Genomic DNA, 20445 nt, shown 5'->3' on the forward strand with positions numbered 1-20445 from the left:
ATTTGAGTTAGTTTATTTTATTAAAAAACCTCATCTTTATGTTATAAATTGATGAGGTTTTTTCTTAAACACTTCTTCTAAATTAAATTTTTACTTTACCATTATAAAATACATTAAATGCCAATTAATAAGCTTATTTTTTTTCTTCTTTTAACTGCTTTTTTTTCATGTGGAAAATCTAAACAAAGTAGCCAATTATTTAAACCAGTTTTAGAAACAGACTCAAGAATCACTTTCAATAATATTCTAACAGAAACCGATTCTTTAAATTATTTCATTTATCCATACCTCTATTTAGGTGGAGGTGTAGCTACTGGAGATATAAACAATGATGGGTTAAGTGATATTTTCTTTGTAGGAAACTTGGTAGAAAACAAGCTCTACCTGAATAAAGGGGATATGAAATTTGAAGACCTTACAGATAAAGCACATTTAGAAGGAGGTTCAAAGTGGTTTACTGGGGTAACTATGGTAGATATAAATAACGATGGTTGGTTAGATATTTACGTATGTGCATCGGGAAAAGATGGCAATGATAAGCGAAATAATTTGTATATAAACAATGGGGATTTGACCTTTACAGAATCTGCAGAAAAATATGGAGTGGATGACAATGGATCTTCTATTCAATCTGTTTTTTTCGATTATGATAAAGATGGTGATCTTGATTTATATGTTGCAAATTATCCAATAGCACCCTTTGGTAGCCCAAATTCTTATTATTTACATAAAATGAAGAATTTAATAAATGAGGACAGTGATCATTTATATCAAAATAACGGATATGGTGTATTTAAGGATGTTTCTGTGGAATCTGGTATTGCAAACTATGGTTTGTCCCTAGGTGTTAGTGTTGGCGATTACAATAATGATGGATTTGAAGACCTTTATATATCAAACGATTTTAATACACCTGATAAATTTTTTATAAATAATGGTGATGGTACTTTTAACGATAAGCTAAAAGAATCTACCTATCAAACGTCTTGGTTTGGTATGGGAAGCGATGTAGCCGATTTTAATAATGATGGTCTGCTGGATTTAGTTCAAGTTGATATGACACCAAGGGATAACCGACGAGCCAAAGAAAACATGGCAAGTATGAATGCTTCGCTATTTTGGAATACTGTTGAAAGCGGGTTTCATTACCAATATATGTTTAATAGTTTACAGCTAAACAGAGGTCTTAATCCAATAAAAGGTGTACAATTTAGTAATGTAGCTAGAATTGCTGGAATACCAACCACAGATTGGAGTTGGGCACCACTTTTCGCCGATTTTGATAATGATGGCTGGAAAGATATTTTTATTACCAATGGCATTAAACGCGATGTGAATAATAAAGATTTTTTTAAAGCTAAAAGTATAAAGGCAAACTTTACTGGTGTAATTGATGGTTCTGCATACAAGGAGATACCTTCAGAACCCATCGAGAATCGTGTGTTTAAAAATAATGGAGATTTAACTTTTGACAATTTAAGCGAGAATTGGGGACTTAACCTAAAAGGTTTTTCTCATGGTTGTGCCTATGCAGATTTTGATAATGATGGCGATCTAGATTTGGTAGTAAACAACATGGATCAAATAGCAAGTTTATATAAAAACCAATCAAATGTTAAAGACAAACGTTATTTAAGATTAAAGTTTACTGGCACTTCTAATAATACTTTTGGACTTGGCACAAAAGTAAAGATCTTTCATAATGGAACCATGCAACATCAAGAATTAACGCTTACGAGAGGTTATCAATCATCAGTGGAACCTATAATGCACTTTGGTGTTGGTAACATTCAAAAAATTGATAGTATGGCTATTGCTTGGCCAGACGGAAAAAAGGAACTTTTAAAAGATGTAAATACCAACCAAACATTAAATATACAACATTCAAATTCTGTAAGAGTAGTAAATGAAAACTTAGCTGAAAAGCATCAATTTAGTGATATTACTCAAGAAATAAACCTCAATTTTAAACACCAGGAAAATCAACATAACGATTACCTTTTCGAACCATTACTACCACACCAAAATTCTAAACAGGGTCCTGGTTTAGCAGTTGCCGATGTTAATAACGATGGATTGGATGATTTTTATGTTGGTAATGCCCATAAATCCAAAGGTTCATTATACTTGCAAAATAGAGATGGGTCTTACTCTGAAAAAGAAGGACCATGGCTAAACGATAATGAAAATGAAGACATGAATGCCCTGTTTTTTGATGCCGACGGTGATAAAGATATGGATTTGTATGTGGTAAGCGGTGGTAACGAGTTTTTAAGAAACCAAGACTTGTTACAAGACCGATTGTATTTAAATATAGGTAATGGTGATTTTATAAAGGCCGAAAATAGTTTACCTTCAATGATAACGAGTGGTAGTTGTGTAAAAGCAGCAGATTACGACAACGATGGTGACTTAGATCTGTTTATAGGAGGGAGGCTTATTCCCGGAAAATATCCACTTGCGCCTAGAAGTTATATTTTAAGAAATGATGGCAACCATGATAATGAACCTGTTTTTACAGACGTAACCCAACAAATTGCACCTCAGTTGGTTGCTCCTGGACTTATAACCGATGCACTTTGGTCCGATTTTAATAATGATGGTAATCTAGATTTGGTGGTTACCGGAGAATGGATGCCTGTTTTATTTTTTGAAAACCAAGATGGTATTTTCAAAGATATAACAGAGTTGTTTGGTTTGCAAAATCAAGTGGGTTGGTGGTATAGTTTAGCTGAAGGCGATATAGATAATGATGGCGACACAGATTATATAGCAGGAAACTTAGGAGAAAACTATAAATACCAAGCGTCTCCTAAAGAACCTTTTGAATTATATTCGGGTGACTTTGATAAAAACAAACGACTGGATATTGTTTTAGGATATCACCAAGATGGGAATGAATACCCCGTTAGAGGCAGACAATGTTCTTCTGAACAAATACCTAATATTAGTTTAAAATTTAAAGATTACAGCTCTTATGCAAATGCTAATTTAGTCGATATTTATGGTAAAGAAAGTTTAGAAGAATCATTGCACTTAAGCGCAACTAATTTTGCTAGTTGTGTAATATTGAATAATAATGATAAAACTTGGGCTATGTCACCTTTACCCTCATTGGCTCAACTTTCATCTGTAAATAGTATCATTATTAATGATTTTAATAATGATGACAACCTAGACATCATCTTATCTGGAAATTTATATACTTCAGAAGTTGAAACGCCTAGAAATGATGCTAATTTAGGGCTTTACCTCGTAGGTAACGGTAGCGGAGAATTTGAGCCTATTGATGCCAGCGAAAGCGGACTCTACATTGATGGCGATGTTAAAAAAACCACAATAATAAAATCTGCTACAGGAAGTAATCGAATTTTATCGGTTGCTAACGACGGTTATTTGAAAATTTTCAACATTAATTTCTAAAAATATTTATGAGCATATATAGAGCAAAAACCAATAATGTATTTATCTTACTTATTATTGGAATCGTATTTTCTATAAACGTTACATCTTGTAAAAAAGATAATGAAAATTATGCGCTTGAAAAAACAACAAATATATTACCCTCAAAATTATTTGAGTCAGTTTCATCTTCTTTATCAGGAATTACTTTTGTTAATGAACTTGTAGAAACCAAAAGCTATAATTACTTTAAATACAACTATTCTTATATAGGAGGTGGCGTTGCTACAGCCGATTTTAATAATGATGGGCTTCAAGACCTTTTTTTTACTTCAAATAGCAAAGAAAATAAGCTTTATTTAAATAAAGGCAATTTCAAGTTTGATGATATCACTTCTAAAGCTGGAATAAATCCGCCTTCTGGATTTAATACTGGTGTAACAGTTGTAGATATTAATCAAGATGGCTATTTAGATATTTATTTATGTCGAGGTGGCTACCAACAAGACAACAATAAGTTTGCTAATCTGTTATACATAAATAATGGTGATTTAACGTTTACCGAAAAAGCAAAAAACTATGGGCTTGCAGATGCTAACCGCACCATACAGGCAACATTTTTTGATTATGATAATGATAACGATTTAGATGTATATATATCTAACGCTCCAGATGTTATTGGAAAATCTAAAGTACTAAACCTCGATGAAGTTGCTGAAAACCCAGATACATATGAGCAAAAAGGCAGTGATAGGCTTTATGAAAACGATGGTAATGGCTATTTTAATGATGTCTCAAAAAAAGCTGGTATCACTTACGATTTAGGGTTTGGGCTAAATCCACAGGTCTGTGATTTAAACAATGATGGTTGGTTGGATATTTACGTTTGTAACGATTTTAATATTCCAGATTTTACTTATATAAACAACGGCAACGGAACATTTACAGAAAGTAGGGAACAGATGTTTAAGCATATGTCATTCAATAGTATGGGCAGTGATTTTACAGACATTAATAATGATGGGCTTTTAGATTTAATGACTTTAGATATGAACCCTGAAGATTATATACGTTCTAAAACTACCATGGCAATGACATCCATAAGTCGGTTTGAACAGATGGTCAATTCTGGTTACCATTACCAGTATATGCACAATATGCTTCAGTTAAATAATGGAAACGGCACTTTTAGCGAAATCAGCAAACTCTCTGGTATGGCCGATACCGATTGGAGTTGGGCATTGCTTTCTGCAGATTTTGATTTAGATGGTTATAATGATATTTATATTACCAATGGTGTTTATAGAGATGTTATGGATAGGGACGCTCATAATGAAACATTGAAAACTTTAAGAGCCAACAGAAGAAAGCCAACAGATGATGATTTTTTAAAGTTCACTAAAATGATGCCGCAGCAAAAAATTAACAATTTTTTTTATAAAAACAATGGCGATTTAACCTTTGAGAATACCAGTGAAACATGGGTAAACGCAACACCAACATTTTCAAATGGTGCGGTTTATGCAGATTTGGATAATGATGGGGATTTAGACATTGTAGTTAATAATATTAACGAAGAGGCATCAGTTTTAAAAAATAATGCTATTGACACAAAACTTGGACAATATTTAAAAATAAAACTTAAAGGACCTCAAAAAAACAATAATGGTTTGGGTGCTACTATTAAACTCTTCCAAAAAGGGGGTGCTTTACAAACAAGACAATTGGTTAATACAAGAGGGTTTTTATCATCGGTTTCAAATGTGATTCATTTTGGTGTTCCTACTGATGAAGCTATCGAAAAAATTGAAATACATTGGTTAGATGGAAAGTACCAAGAAATACAAAATGTTCAACCAAACTCACTTTTAAATATTTCATATAGCAATGCAACGAAAGTGCCTATTATTCAACAAAAAAAGGATGATGAAACATTGTTTACCAAACTAAAACCAAAATACATACACCAAGACCTATATTTTAACGATTATTCACTTCAGGTACTGTTACCACACAAATTATCGCAAACAGGACCAGCTTTAGCCAAAGCAGATGTTAATAATGATGGTTTTGATGATATTTATTTAGGGGGCGGTTTAGGTCAAGCTGGACAATTACTTTTAGGAAATACAAATGGTACATTAAAAGATAAGAATATACCAGTTTTCAATCAAGATAAAATGTTCGAAGATCAGGGAGCAACCTTTTTTGACGCCGATAATGATGGGGATAAAGACTTGTATGTGGTGAGCGGAAGCTACGAGCTTCATAATAACCAAAAGCTGTTGCAAGACAGGTTGTATATTAATAATGGCAACGGGCAATTTACAAGATCCAAAGGTGTGTTACCAAAATTAACGTCATCTGGTTCTGTGGTTGCGCCTTCCGATTTTGATAGTGATGGAGATCTGGATTTGTTTGTTGGCGGACGTGTTATTCCAGGTAATTATCCACTTCCTGCAGTAAGTTATATACTTAAAAACAATAATGGTTCATTTAGCATAGAAACCCCAATGGTTGCTCCCGAATTAGAAAAAATAGGATTGGTTACCAGTGCCGTTTGGATAGATTTAAACAATGATAACAGTCAAGATTTATTGGTTACTGGAGAATGGATGGGTATTCATGTCTTTTTAAACAAAGGCGGTGTGTTAGAAAAGAGTACCAATTATAATACTTTAAACAATGCTGTTGGTTGGTGGAATAAAATTTTGGTAGAAGATATTGATAATGATGGAGATATGGACATTATTGCAGGGAATCTTGGTTTAAATTATAAGTTTCATGCTTCAAATGAAAAACCATTTAAGGTTTACACAACCGATTTTGATTTTAATGGGACACAAGACATAATTTTAGCAAAAGAATATAAAGGTGAAGAAGTGCCAGTTAGGGGGAAAACATGTATGACTCAGCAAATACCTGATTTGGCAAAAAAAATACCCAGTTATAATGATTTTGCAAATAAAAACCTTGAAGGCATTTTAGGTAACGCGTTAAATACAGCTTTAAATTACAAAGCTACTGAGTTTAGGTCAGGTATTTTCATTAATAACGGTTCTGATGGTTTTACATTTGAACCTTTTGAAAATAGAATTCAAATTTCACCTATAAATAGTATGGTTTATGATGATATTGACGGTGATGGTATTAAAGATTTATTGTTGGCTGGAAACAACTATGTATCCGAGGTTGAAACAACTCGTGCCGATGCAGGAATAGGAGCGTTTCTTAAAGGGGATTCTCAGAATAAATTTGAATTTATATCTAATAAGGATCTTGGATTGTTTATTGATAAAGACGTACGGGATATGACCGTGATTAAAACAAAAAAAGGAAAAATAGTGTTTGTAACAAACAACAATAGTGAACATGATATGCTTGAAGTAAATTGTAATTTACAATTCAGATAGTTACTTGAAATTAATTTTTATTCTAGGGGTTGTTCTTTTAAATAACATTGGAACAAACCCTATTGTTATAAGTTTTTATGGATTCAAAATATATAAAACTTTTTTTAATAATTATAGCCTTAATTTTTCTAAGTCACAGCGCTACAGCTATTAGCTTAGAACAGGATTCTTTGTTGATAGCAGCCAATAAAGCTTATAAAAAAGCTAAAAAATTAGAATTCAAAAAGCTAGATAGTGCATTTTATTTGCTAAACACTAGCTATAAAGGTTTTTTAAAATATGGAGACAGTACAAAAGCCGCCGAAAGTTTAATGGAAATAGGGTATATCTATGGCTCCAATGCCAAGTATGAAGACTCTTATGATGCTTATTGGGAGGCTTTGCTACTTGCTGATCAAATTAAAAACGATAAGTTAAAGGCATCTATTTATATTAAAATTGGTCGTCTTTATAGTTTTTTTAAAAGAAAAGATATAGCTATAACCTACTTAAAAAAATCATTGAGATTAAATAAAAAGTTGATTAAAAAAAAGATAATTGATGAATCTGTTCTTGTATCTAACTATTACTTTTTAACTGCTACTTATCGAGAAATGAATAACCCTGAGCTAGTAAAAACTTATCTTGATAGTTGCTTCATTTATTTTTCAAAATCTCAGGAAATACCCCTTCAAAGATTACTGTTTGAAAAAGCGAACATGTTATCTCAGGAAAATAACCCTGTAGAAGCTCTAAAAAGCATGGAGAGCATAGAGCCTTGGTTCTTAGAAAACGAACCCGTTTATTTAGTACTTGTTTATACATATTGGGGGGACATGTATAAAAAAATATTTGATTATAATAAAAGTGAGGTCTATTATAAGCTTGCATTAAGTACTTCTGAAAAATACCATAGCCATATAGATTTTACACCTTTAATTTACGAAAAGTTATCCGAAGTATATTTAAACAATAATAAATACGATAAGGCTTTTGAGTCGATAAAAAAATCAAAAGATTTAGACGCTCAATTTTTTGATAGCAGAAGTGAAAATAATCAACCTATATTTGAGATTAAAGACTCATACAGAATAGAAAAAGAGCGAAAAGAAAAAATAACACAAAAACAAAAGCAAGAACAAGAAAACAAAATATCAAGTTTAAGAAACATTATATTATTAGGGACTATATTTTTTATTTCTATTATCGGAATCATTTATTTTAAATATTTAAAATCAAAACATGGAGCTGAAAAAGAAATCATTAAAAGAAATAAAGAATTAGAAATTAAAAAAGCACAAGAGTTATTAGATGTAAAAAACAAAGAGTTAGCTACTACAGCATTAAAATTAGTTGAAAAAGATGAATATCTAAAGAGTATTAAAGAAAAATTAAAATCAAAAGAGATAAATTTCAATTCTAAGGCAGAAGTTAACAAAGTTGTTAAATCTATTTCTATTAATAACGACCAAAGTTGGGAAGAATTTAAATTAAGATTTATTTCTGTTAACGAAAGTTTTTATGAAAATCTCACAAAAAAATTCCCAAACCTAAGCCAAGGAGATCATAAAATATGTGCGTTAATAAAATTAAATTTCTCGAGTAAAGAAATGTCTAGACTTTTAGGAATATCTATAGAATCTGTGCATACGGTACGTTATAGATTAAGAAAAAAAATGAAGCTTGCAAGAGCAATAAATTTAGTTGAATACATAAACACATTATAATAAAGTTTTTGTCTATTCCAAATAACAAATTTAAAGACTTTGTATAGTTTTAGTCAAGTTGGTTTTTGACTATAACTATTGTGCTTTCTAGTAATTTAGCAAGCATATTCAGTTTCTGTTTTTTTATTGAATCTAGGTTAATCCCATATTTAATTAAATACATAAATTCTGAACAGACATAGAAATTCTGAACATTTGAAGCGTATTAATGGATAATCCTTTCTCTAAATTATACAGAAATGTGTTTCTTTTGTAATTCATACAGTGAAAAAACAATTATTAATTACAATATATAATGAAAGCAACGCAATACAAAGGAAATCAAACTTTCAGTGTTATAGAAAAAGACATTGAACAACCAAAACAAGGTGAAGTACGAATAAAAGTAGCTTATGTTGGTGTTTGTGGTACAGATGTACATATTTATCATGGTATGATGGATAAACGTGTAAATATTCCAGAAACAATAGGCCATGAAATGTCGGGTGTTATCGATGCCGTGGGTGAAGGTGTTTCTGGTTTCTCAGTAGGAGAAAAAGTAGTAGTTCGTCCATTGGATGACAGAAAGGTAAAACCATCTGACAAAGGGTTTAATCACATTTGTGAAGAATTAAAATTTATAGGTATTGATAGTCCTGGAGCTATGCAAGAGTATTGGAATGTTCCAGCATTTACATTACACAAATTAAAACCAGATACCGATTTAAAATTAGCAGCTTTAATTGAGCCATTATCAGTAGCAACACATGATGTGCGTTTAAGCGGATTGGTTGCAGGAGAAACAGCTGTTGTACTAGGTGGAGGACCAATAGGATTATTAGTAGCTATGGTTGCTAAAGAAGTAGGAGCAAATGTGATTATTTCTGAGGTGAATGAAATTCGTATTGCAAAGGCTAAAGAAATGGGGTTAAATGCTGTAAGTCCATTAAAAGTAGATTTGGTCCAATATGTGAGAGAACAAACAGAAGGGCGTTTAGCAGATGTTGTTTTTGAAGTGGCGGGAGTACAACCTGCTTTGGATGTCATGACTGAAGTTGCAGGAATAAGAGGGCGAATTGTAATGGTGGCTATTCACGGTCAACCAAAACCAGTCAACTTATTTAAATTTTTCTGGAAAGAATTAAAACTGATTGGTGCTCGTGTATATGAGAAAGAAGATTATGAAAAATCTATCAATCTAATTACTGCGAATGAATTGCCATTTGAAGACATGATTACAGATGTTCAACCATTGAGCAACATCCAAAAAGTTTTTGAAAACATAGACAATAACCCTGATGGCATGAAAGTGCTAATGGATTGTGCATTATAATTATTAAAACAACATAAAACATACAAATGAGTATTTTAAATAAATTTAGTTTAGAAGGCAAAACAGCCTTAGTTACAGGATGTAAAAGAGGTATTGGAAAAGCCATGGCTATTGGGTTAGCAGAAGCAGGAGCCAATATTATAGGCGTTTCAGCATCATTAGAAAAAGAAGGAAGTGCAGTAGCAAAAGACGTTGAAGCTGTAGGAAAAGAATTTACAGCATATCAATGTGATTTTTCAGATAGAAAAGCAGTATATGCATTTATTGCAGAAGCAAAGGCAAATCATCCACAGATAGATATTTTGGTAAACAACGCAGGAACCATATTAAGAGCTCCAGCAGTTGAACATTCAGACGAACTTTGGGACAAAGTAATCGAGGTAAACCAAAATGCTCAGTTTATTCTGACAAGAGAATTTGGTAAGGATATGGTAGCAAGAGAATCAGGAAAAGTCATCTTTACGGCATCGTTGTTAACGTTCCAAGGCGGAATTACAGTTCCAGGTTATGCAGCAAGTAAAGGTGCCATAGGACAAATGACTATGGCGTTTGCTAATGAGTGGGCTGGCAAAGGTGTAAATGTAAATGCCATTGCTCCAGGTTATATAGCAACAGATAATACAGAAGCATTAAGAAACAACCCAGAAAGAAATAAGTCAATATTAGAGCGTATTCCAGCTGGACGTTGGGGAAAAGCTACGGATTTTGCTGGGCCAACAGTGTTTTTAGCATCAGAAGCAGCATCATACATGAATGGTACTACTGTTCTTGTTGATGGTGGATGGATGGGTAGATAGAAAAGGCCCTTAATCCCCAAAGAAGAAATTAGCAAGTTTGTGAATAAATTTCTTGCAAGGTTTAAATCCCAATAGTTATCGGGACTTGTAGGTATAAAATAAATAGGAAAAAATGGCAGAAATTAAAGAATATAAATTATTTATAAATGGTGAATGGAGAACTTCTACATCTGGAGAAACAATTGATATTGTTAGTCCTTCTACTGAAGAAATAGTTGCTAGAATTCAAAATGGAACGGCAGAAGAAGCATTAGAGGCTTTGGAAGCTGCCGATAAAGCCCAAAAAGAATGGAAAAAATTACCTGCAAGAACAAGGGGTGAATATCTATACAAATTAGCAGATGAAATTGATGCTAATGCAGATTACTTGGCAAAACTCTTAGTAAAAGAACAAGGTAAGCTTTTGAAAGTTGCACGAATGGAAGTTGCTGTTACAGGTTCTTTTATTCGATATGCGGCAGAAGGAGCGAGAAGGATTGAAGGCGATATTATTCCTTCTGATAATCCAAATGAACAAATCTGGATTCAAAAAGTGCCAAGAGGTGTGGTTGTAGCGATTACTGCTTGGAATTTTCCATTGGCATTGGCAGGTCGTAAATTAGGACCAGCTTTAGTGGCAGGAAATACTATAGTAATTAAACCAACGTCTGAAACACCATTAGCAACTTTAGAGTTAGGAAATTTAGCTAATAAAGTAGGTATTCCTGCTGGGGTTATTAATATTCTAACAGGTCCAGGTAGGGCTATGGGAAATGCTTTAGTTGAGAGTCCGCTTTGTAAAATGGTAACCATGACAGGCTCAACTCCTGTAGGTCAGCAAATTGCTAGAAATGCAGCTCAAAACCTAACACATGTACAATTGGAGTTAGGTGGAAAAGCACCGTTTATAGTATTTGAAGATGCAGATATTGACGATGCGGTAGATGCGGCTTTACATTCACGTTTTGATAATTGCGGTCAAGTTTGTACTTGTAACGAGCGTATGTATGTTCATGAAAATATATATGACGTTTTCATGGAAAAATTCATTACAAAAACAAAAGCATTAAAAGTTGGTGACCCCATGTTAGATGATATCGATATGGGACCAAAAGTAAATGCAGCAGAATTGAAGCACATGGAACACCTTGTAGAAGTTAGTTTAAAAGAAGGTGCAACTTTGGCAACAGGAGGTAAACGTCCAGAAGGTGCTCAATTTGAAAAAGGGTATTGGTTTGAACCAACAGTTCTTACAGATGTTACTCAAGATATGACTATTGTTCACGAAGAATCATTTGGACCAATATTACCAGTTTTAAAATTCAAAACTTTTGATGAAGTTATTGGTTATGCTAACGACTGTGAATATGGTTTAGCAGCAATGGTGTTTACTAATGACATGAACACAATCATGAAATGTAATGATGAATTGGAGTATGGAGAGATCTATGTAAATCGTGGTCATGGAGAACAGCACCAAGGTTTCCATAATGGATACAAATTATCAGGTTCAGGTGGTGAAGACGGTAAATATGGATTCGAACAATACATGGAAAAGAAAACTTTTTACGTAAGACATAAGGTATAAATAATGAGCACAAAAATTTCAAACATAAAAACACGCTTATTTACGGTACCTCTACCAGAGGTCATGTCCGATGCCAAACATGGCGACCATTATCACTTTGAATTAGTTACTGTTACAATTACGTTAGAAGATGGTACAGAAGGTACGGGTTATACTTATACCGGAGGTAAAGGAGGTTTTGCCATAAAAGCCATGGTAGAACATGATTTCACTAATGTTTTAATAGGTAAAGACGGTACCGATATCGAAGGGATTTATGATTTCTTAGAATGGCATATTCACTATGTGGGTCGTGGAGGTATAGCATCTTTTGCGATTTCGGCAGTTGATATTGCATTGTGGGACATCCGTTGTAAAAAAGCGGGTCAACCTTTATGGAAAATGGCTGGAGGTCAAGGAAATACCTGTAAAGCATATTGTGGTGGTATCGATTTAATGTTCCCTGTAGAAAAGCTTTTAGGAAATATGAAAAGCTATCTTGAACGTGGTTTCAACGCTGTAAAAATTAAAATTGGAAGAGAAAATCTTCAAGAAGATTTAGAGCGTATCAAAGCGGTAAGAGAATATATTGGTCCCGATGTTACTTTTATGGTAGATGCAAATTACTCTATGACGGTTGAAAAAGCCATCAAAGCTATTGAAGGTTTCAAACAATATGATATTACTTGGTTTGAAGAGCCTATTATTCCAGATAACTATAAAGGTTTTGGTGAGATTGTAGATGCTACAGGCTTTCCATTAGCCATGGGAGAAAATTTACATACTATTCATGAATTTGAATATGCTTTTGATCAAGCTAAATTATCATTTGCTCAACCAGATGCTTCCAATTGTGGAGGGGTTACAGGCTGGTTAGCAGCGGCAAGATTAGCAGATAAACATGGTATTCCTGCATGTTCACACGGTATGCAAGAGCTTCATGTAAGTTTGGTGTCCTCACAACCTAATTCTGGATGGTTAGAAGTTCACAGTTTTCCAATAGATGAATATACAACAAGACCTTTAGTCGTTGAAAACTATAGAGCGGTAGCACCAGATTACCCAGGTGTTGGAGTCATATTCAATTGGGAAAAACTAACGCCATACGAAGAAAAATAAAATTAACCTTAACACTATTTAAATGAGTTTACATATTTCAGATTTTGGAACATTATCAGGTGAAGTAATTAAAGAATATACTTTAAAAAACGCCAATGGTGTTGAGGTTAATATTACTAATTATGGAGCAACAATTACCACTATAAAAGTGCCTAATAGCAAAGGTGTTATAGAAAACATTGCTTGTGGATTTGATACCCTTGAGGGTTATTTTGGAAAAGATTATGTTGAAAACGCACCTTATTTCGGAGGGACTATTGGTCGGTATTGTTCTCAAATTAAAGATGCTAAATTTTCATTAAATGGAAAAGAATATCAATTAGCAAATAACTGCGGACCAAATAATTTACACGGAGGTAGAGTAGGATTTGATAAAAAAATATGGACTGCTGAAACCTTTGAAAGCTCAAATGGTTCTGGAGTAAAAATGAAACTCAAGAGTAACCATTTAGAAGAAGGTTTTCCTGGTAATGTTGATGTTGAAGTGACACTCACTTTAGCAGATGATAATGCATTAACTATTGATTATGTGGCGACACCAGATCAAGACACACCTTTATCGTTAACAAATCATACGTATTTTAATCTGAATGCATTTCATTCAGATGTAGAATGCCATAACGCACAAGTTAATGCGAATAAGCGATTAGAATGTGATGATACTGGTGCAGCAACAGGACGCGTGGTAAATGTTGAAGGAGCGGCCGATGATATGCGTCAACCAAAAAAAATTGGTGATGCACACAACGAAATGAGTGATGGCTTCGAAAATTTTTACATCCTTGATAATGAAAATGCAAATTTTGTTGAAGCAGCAAAAATTACCTGTCCAGATTCAGGACGATCTTTAACCGTTAAAACTACTGAACCATGCATGTTATTGTATACTGGAAAATATACTTCAGATGCCATTAAACGTGAAAATGGAGAACAGTATGGCAAGTATAGAGGGTTTTGCTGTGAAACGCATCGCTACCCAAATGGGCCAAATATTGAAAATTCTCCTAAGTCAATAACCAAGGCAGGAGAAACTTTTAAAAGTACTACACAGTTTAAATTTGACTGGTAACATTAATAGCAAACTAAAACTAAAACACTATGATTGAAGGAGTATTGCTAGCAATTTTTGCTGGGTTAATGTTAGGGCTCTATGCACTTCCCGAAAAATTCACGAAAGATTTTAAATATGAAAACACTTGGAGTTTATTCTTTTTGTTGACCATGTTTATTGTTCCAATTATTGCCTCCACCACTTTAATAAATGGATTTGGTGAAATATTTGGTAATATGCCTTCAGAGATTTGGATAAAAATGGGCTTAACAAGTTTCCTTTGGGGAATTGGAGTTATGATGTGGAGCAAAGCTATTAACCATATAGGTTTGTCTTTGGGATTCTCATTGTTTATTGGTACCATAATCTTAGTTGGATCTTTATTACCCTATCTAGAAGAGGATTTGCCAGCTTCTAATATTTTAACAACCATATTAATTGGTTTAGCTGTAGTTTTAATTGGGGTTTTTGCCAATGGGAAAGCAGGTTTACTAAGAGAAAAAGATGAAGCCAATTTAGACGATAAAAAAGACGGAAAAGGCTCCATGGTTACGGGAATCTTAATTGCAATAATTGGCGGTTTACTTGCTACTGGATTTAGTTATGCTAATGCAGCTGGAAGACCTTATTTACATGAAGCATCTCAGGCTCAAGGTAATGCTGAATGGGTAACCGCAATTGCTGTGATGTTTCCTATTTTCTTAAGTGGTGGTATTGTTATGACGGCCTATTTTTTATGGGAACTCTCTAAGAAAAAAGCATGGGCAGGGTTTAAAACACCCGCATTTAGCAAAAACTTCGTATTAATTTTAATAATGGCTGTTTTTCATTACGCCGCTTCTGCCCTATTTGCATTTGCTGCTTTTAAATTAGGTGAAAGCGGTAACACAATTGGCTATGCTATATTTAACACATCCTGTGTTGTTACTGCTATATTGAGTGGTATTATAACTAAAGAATGGATTAAAGCATCTGGAAAGGCTAAAGGTTTCTTGTACTTCGGACTAGGGTGCATGGTTTTAGGAATTCTTATTGTTTCGTATAGTAATAGCCTATAATAATTGAATACATGGGTTCCTTAAAGCAATTGACTAACACCATAATTAATAATATAGACATTAAAAAACATGAATAAACTTGCCTATATACTGTTAACCTGCATAGTTTTAGGTTGCACCTCCTCCAATAGAGAAACTAAAAAAGAAGAAATAAAAAAACATAAAATGGAAATTACAAACGAACAACAAGATTTTCTAGGAATTACCAATAAAGACAAATTAAGTGCAGCAAGTAAAAGAGCCTTAAAATGGCCTACAGATTTGAGCAATGATTGGTTTTTTGAATATCAAGTAGAAGATTTAAAGGGAGATTTAGCTTACGAAGAAGGCGTTGTGCGCCGAGACCCAAGTGCTATTATAAAAGTTGATGGAAAATATTTTGTTTGGTATACAAGATCTGTTGGTCCAACTGATGGGTTTGCCGGAAATATAGAAGAAGATAAAGTTTTTCCTTGGGACAGATGTGATCTCTGGTATGCTACTTCTTACGATGGAATTACATGGAAGGAAGAAGGATTAGCTGTAAAAAGAGGTGAAAAAGGAAGTTATGATGATAGATCTGTCTTTACTCCAGAAATAATGCAACACGATGGTAAATTTTACTTGTGCTATCAGACTGTAAAATCTCCATACACTGTAAGAGTTAAGGAAGAAATTGCATTAGCGTGGTCTGACTCTCCTTATGGTCCTTGGACTAAAAGTGAAGAACCTATTTTAAAACCTGCTGATAATGGTGTTTGGAAAGGCGAAACTCAAAGTAGGTTTGCGGTTGAAAAGAAAGGTGATTTTGATAGTCATAAAGTTCACGATCCATGCATTATACCTTATAAAAATAAATTTTATTTGTACTATAAAGGGGAACAAATGGGAGAAGCTATCACCTTTGGTGGAAGACAAATCAGACATGGAGTTGCCATTGCAGATAACCCCAAAGGCCCTTATATAAAATCGGAATACAACCCCATTTCAAATAGCGGTCATGAAATTTGTGTTTGGCCATATAAAGGTGGTATATCATCACTAATTACTACGGATGGACCAGAAAAAAACACGCTTCAATGGTCTCCAGACGGAATTAATTTTGAGATTAAAAGTGTTGTTAAGGGAGCTCCACATGCTATTGGCTTAAATAGATATGCTGATCCAGACAAACATCCAACACATATTTTACGTTGGGGATTAACGCACGAATACATGAATGATGATTATCAATATATACGAAGATTTACAACTTGGAAAATGGTACATCATACCGCCAAAGGAGAGCGCGGAGAAGAATAAAAATTAAACTAAACTAAAACCACCACATTAATTATGTCAAAAAAACAACTTTACGTTATCCGTATTGCAGCTATTGTAGCATTAGGAGGATTTTTATTAGGTTTTGACGCTTCGGTTATTTCTGGAGTTGTAAAATTTATAGAACCTGAATTTAATCTTACCAAAATCGAATTAGGTTGGGCAGTAAGTTCCATCACGCTTACGGCGGCATTAGGAATGATGATTGCGGGTCCAATGAGTGATAAACATGGAAGAAGAAAGTTATTAAAATACGCAGCCATTTTATTCACCATTTCTGCAATAGGTTCTGCATTGGCAGGTACATTTGTTGTTTTGATTATATTTAGAATGATTGGAGGTTTAGCAGTTGGAGCAGCATTAATAATTGCGCCTATGTATATTGCTGAAGTGGCACCACCAGAGAAACGAGGGCAATTAGTGTCCTTCAATCAATTAAACATTGTAATTGGTATTTCCATAGCGTTTTTTACTAATTATCTTATTCTTAAATGGGGAAATTCTGATGCGGAGTGGACAAAATCTTTAGGATTTGGTAAATGGAATTGGCGCTGGATGCTAGGGCTTGAAGCTTTACCAGCAATTCTATATTATTTTGGGTTATTTATAGTTCCTAGAAGCCCAAGATGGTTGATGACTCAAAACAGAAAAGAAGAAGCACTTGTTGTCATGAAAAAAGTAGTTTCAGATAGCGAAGCAAAGTCACAATTGAATGAAGTAGAGCAAAGTATTGCAGAGGATAAAAACAAAGAAAAATCTAAGCTTAGTGATTTGTTTAAGAAAAACATGAGAAAGGTAATTGTTATTGGGATAATCGTTGGTGTTTTTCAGCAAATCGTAGGGATTAATGCCGTATTATTTTATGCACCAATGATATTTGAACAGACAGGAATAGGAACAGATGCTTCATTTATTCAGGCTGCTCTAGTTGGTGTAACTAATTTAGGATTCACCGTGGTTGCCATATTAACTATAGATAAATTTGGTAGAAGACCGTTATTGATAATTGGGATGATAGGGATAGCAATATCGCTGTTCTTGTTAAGTTATGGCTTTAACGAAGCCACTTATACTTTAAGTGATAGTGCTATAGCAAATTTACCTGCAGAGATTGATAAAGCAAAAATTGTTCAACTTCAAGATCGTGTATTTGAGAACGATCTTGATTTTAAAGCTGCTCTAGTTTCCACACTAGGAGAGCAAGCTGCAAGTATTCATGAGGCCACATTGGTTACAGCATCTGCTAAAATGAACACACTTTTAATCCTTATAGGAATTATAGGTTTCGTTGGTGCGTTTGCTATGTCTATTGGTCCGGTAATGTGGGTATTGTTTTCAGAATTATTCCCTAATAAAATTAGAGGTATTGCCATTTCATTTGTTGGATTAATAAATCTAGCAGTTGCTTTTTTAGTTCAGTTATTATTTCCATGGCAATTATCACAAATAGGAAACACCATGACCTTTATGCTGTTTGGTGTTTTCGCTGTTATTGGTTTGGTTTTAATATGGATTAAAGTACCTGAAACTAAAGGAAAATCCCTAGAGCAACTTGAAGATCTACTTGTAAAATAATTAAGGAGACAATTTTATATAAAAAAAATGAACAGAAAGCACGATATAAGTTTATTTCAAATAGAAAAACTATCTTTTTTTGTACTAGCTTTAGTCTTTCTTTTTAGCTGTAAAGAAGGGCAAGAACACAAGTTGGTTTTATTCGATTTTGAAGAAGCTTCTCAAACAGATTTTGTAAAACCACAAGATGCAACCTTCGAATTAATTAAGTCTGAAAACAACAATTATATTAAGATAAATAACGGATTCACAATTAGAGAAACTGGTGTAAAACTGTTAAGTCCAGAAAATCAACCTTGGGATTTATCAACATTTTATCAAGTTAAAGCAGATGTTTCTAACGTTGGAGATGAAGACATGCAAGTAGAACTTTTTGTTGGTAACGATCCAGATGGTTTATTACGATGGTATTGCTCAGATTATGTAGATCTTATCCCAGGAGAAAGTAAAACAATTACGATTAACTTAGCTTGGACACCTTGGATTCATCAACCACAAATAGAAGTTAATGGGCTAAGAGGCGTCCCAGGGAAAATTAAAGCAGATTTAACTAAAGTAACAGAACTTACGTTTTGTTCTAGATACGCAACACAACCAAACAATTTTACAATAGATAATGTAAGAGCAGTTGGTAAATATGAAGAGCGAAGTCCAGATAATTTTTTCCCTTTTATAGATGAATTTGGTCAATACATTCATGACGACTGGAAAAATAAAATGCATTCTGAAGAAGAATTGAAACAGGCTGCAACAAATGAGTTAGCTCATCTGAAATCCAGGAAAGGTGCTCCAGGTATTGGTAAATATGGTGGATGGGCAGCAGGTCCTAAACTAGAAGCAACAGGGTTTTTTAGAACTGAGAAAAAAGATGGTAAATGGTGGATGGTTGATCCAGAAGGCTATTTATTCTGGACAGCCGGATTAAATTGTGTAGCTTCAGATGCCGTTTTTACTGGAATTTCACATAGAGAAAATTACTTTAAATTTCTACCGAAAAAAGATGATGTTTTAGGAGATTTTTATGGAAAAGGAACACATGCTTCACACGGTTTTTATAAAGATAAATTACCTTACGATTCGTATAATTTTTATCAAAGTAATCTGTACAGAAAATACGGGGAAGATTGGTTAGAAACGTTCCAAGACATGGCACATTTACGTATCAAAGATTGGGGAATGAACACCATTGGATTTGTGTCAGATTTCGGTGCAACACGGCAGCATAGAACACCTTATGTAGGTTCAATATGGATAAACAACACTCCAAAAATTGAAGGGTCTGAAGGGTTTTGGGGCAAATTTCATGATGTTTTTGATCCACGCTTCAGAGATGCAGTTCGCAATTCTGTAATGACTCAAAAAGAAGGCGCAAACGACCCTTGGTGCATCGGCTATTTTGTAGATAACGAGTTGTCTTGGGGATTACTAGGTTCTCTTTCTATTGGCACTTTAAACAGTCCAGCTACACAACCTGCAAAAATTGAATTTGTAAACAATTTAAAGGCAAAATACAAGGAAATAGAAAGCCTTAACAAGAAGTGGGAAACAAATCATGCTTCATGGGAAGACGTATTGGTCTCTACTAAAACTCCTAATGAAGAAAATGCTAAAGAAGATTTATTAGCATTTTATGAAAAAATTGCAGGCACTTATTTTAGAATTATAAATGAAGAACTTAAAGCCGTAGCACCTCATCAAAACTATTTAGGATGTCGCTTTGCCTGGGCAAATAATGATGTTGTACTAACTGCAGCAAGTCAGTATTTAGATATTATGAGTTTCAATAAATACGAATATAGTGTTGAGAAATTTTCATTGCCAGAAGGCGTTGATAAACCAGTTATGATTGGAGAATTTCACTTTGGGTCTTTGGATAGAGGAAGTTTACATCCTGGTGTTAAAATCGCAAAAAATCAAGCTGAAAGAGGGCAAATGTACCAAGACTACATTCAAGGTGCATTACGCCATCCAAATATTGTTGGAGCGCATTGGTTTCAGTATTTAGACGAGCCAAATACAGGCCGTTTTGATGGGGAAAACTACAATGTTGGTTTTATCGATATCTGTGATAACCCCTATGAAGAATTAATCAATAAAGTTAAGGAAACAACTTATTCTATGTATGATTATAGGGTTAATAATTCTTCTAAGAAGTAAATAACAAAAA

General features: G+C 33.7%; 12 protein-coding genes. All 12 read left to right on the plus strand.

Annotated elements, in window-relative coordinates; genetic code table 11:
• The first annotated feature begins 117 nt into the window (after positions 1 to 117).
• Positions 118 to 3423 carry a VCBS repeat-containing protein gene (locus ABD935_RS01455; protein ID WP_345189743.1) on the plus strand — a complete coding sequence of 1102 codons (3306 nt, stop codon included), beginning with the start codon at positions 118 to 120 and terminating at the stop codon, positions 3421 to 3423.
• Between the two features lie 8 nt (positions 3424 to 3431).
• Positions 3432 to 6815 (plus strand): VCBS repeat-containing protein, encoded by a 3384-nt coding sequence (locus ABD935_RS01460; RefSeq protein WP_345189744.1) that lies wholly within the window; start codon positions 3432 to 3434, stop codon positions 6813 to 6815.
• A gap of 77 nt (positions 6816 to 6892) precedes the next feature.
• Positions 6893 to 8521 carry a tetratricopeptide repeat protein gene (locus ABD935_RS01465; RefSeq protein ID WP_345189745.1) on the plus strand — a complete coding sequence of 543 codons (1629 nt, stop codon included), beginning with the start codon at positions 6893 to 6895 and terminating at the stop codon, positions 8519 to 8521.
• 295 nt (positions 8522 to 8816) lie between these two features.
• Positions 8817 to 9833, plus strand: a complete 1017-nt coding sequence (locus ABD935_RS01470) for a zinc-dependent alcohol dehydrogenase (RefSeq protein ID WP_345189747.1) — start codon at positions 8817 to 8819, stop codon at positions 9831 to 9833.
• A 32-nt stretch (positions 9834 to 9865) separates the two neighbouring features.
• Positions 9866 to 10630 (plus strand): SDR family NAD(P)-dependent oxidoreductase, encoded by a 765-nt coding sequence (locus tag ABD935_RS01475; RefSeq protein WP_345189778.1) that lies wholly within the window; start codon positions 9866 to 9868, stop codon positions 10628 to 10630.
• Between the two features lie 112 nt (positions 10631 to 10742).
• Positions 10743 to 12197: an aldehyde dehydrogenase gene (aldA, locus tag ABD935_RS01480; protein WP_345189748.1), complete on the plus strand. Its 1455-nt coding sequence runs from the start codon at positions 10743 to 10745 to the stop codon at positions 12195 to 12197.
• A gap of 3 nt (positions 12198 to 12200) precedes the next feature.
• Positions 12201 to 13295: a mandelate racemase/muconate lactonizing enzyme family protein gene (locus ABD935_RS01485; RefSeq protein WP_345189749.1), complete on the plus strand. Its 1095-nt coding sequence runs from the start codon at positions 12201 to 12203 to the stop codon at positions 13293 to 13295.
• Positions 13296 to 13317: 22 nt separating this feature from the next.
• Positions 13318 to 14364, plus strand: coding sequence for an aldose epimerase family protein (locus ABD935_RS01490; RefSeq protein WP_345189750.1), 1047 nt, complete (start codon positions 13318 to 13320; stop codon positions 14362 to 14364).
• Positions 14365 to 14393: 29 nt separating this feature from the next.
• Entirely contained in the window at positions 14394 to 15404 is a 1011-nt protein-coding gene (locus ABD935_RS01495) for an L-rhamnose/proton symporter RhaT (RefSeq protein ID WP_345189751.1), read from the plus strand.
• A 165-nt stretch (positions 15405 to 15569) separates the two neighbouring features.
• Complete coding sequence (locus tag ABD935_RS01500; RefSeq protein ID WP_345189779.1) at positions 15570 to 16685, plus strand: glycoside hydrolase family 117 protein; 1116 nt, start codon at positions 15570 to 15572, stop codon at positions 16683 to 16685.
• Positions 16686 to 16718: 33 nt separating this feature from the next.
• Positions 16719 to 18278 carry a sugar porter family MFS transporter gene (locus ABD935_RS01505; RefSeq protein ID WP_345189752.1) on the plus strand — a complete coding sequence of 520 codons (1560 nt, stop codon included), beginning with the start codon at positions 16719 to 16721 and terminating at the stop codon, positions 18276 to 18278.
• Between the two features lie 27 nt (positions 18279 to 18305).
• A complete protein-coding gene (locus tag ABD935_RS01510) occupies positions 18306 to 20435 on the plus strand; it encodes a beta-galactosidase (protein WP_345189753.1) in 2130 nt (709 codons plus the stop codon).
• The last annotated feature ends 10 nt before the right edge of the window (positions 20436 to 20445 follow it).

Origin of the sequence: Algibacter agarivorans (assembly GCF_039543245.1) — a bacterium.
In the GTDB taxonomy this organism is placed as follows: domain Bacteria; phylum Bacteroidota; class Bacteroidia; order Flavobacteriales; family Flavobacteriaceae; genus Algibacter_G; species Algibacter_G agarivorans.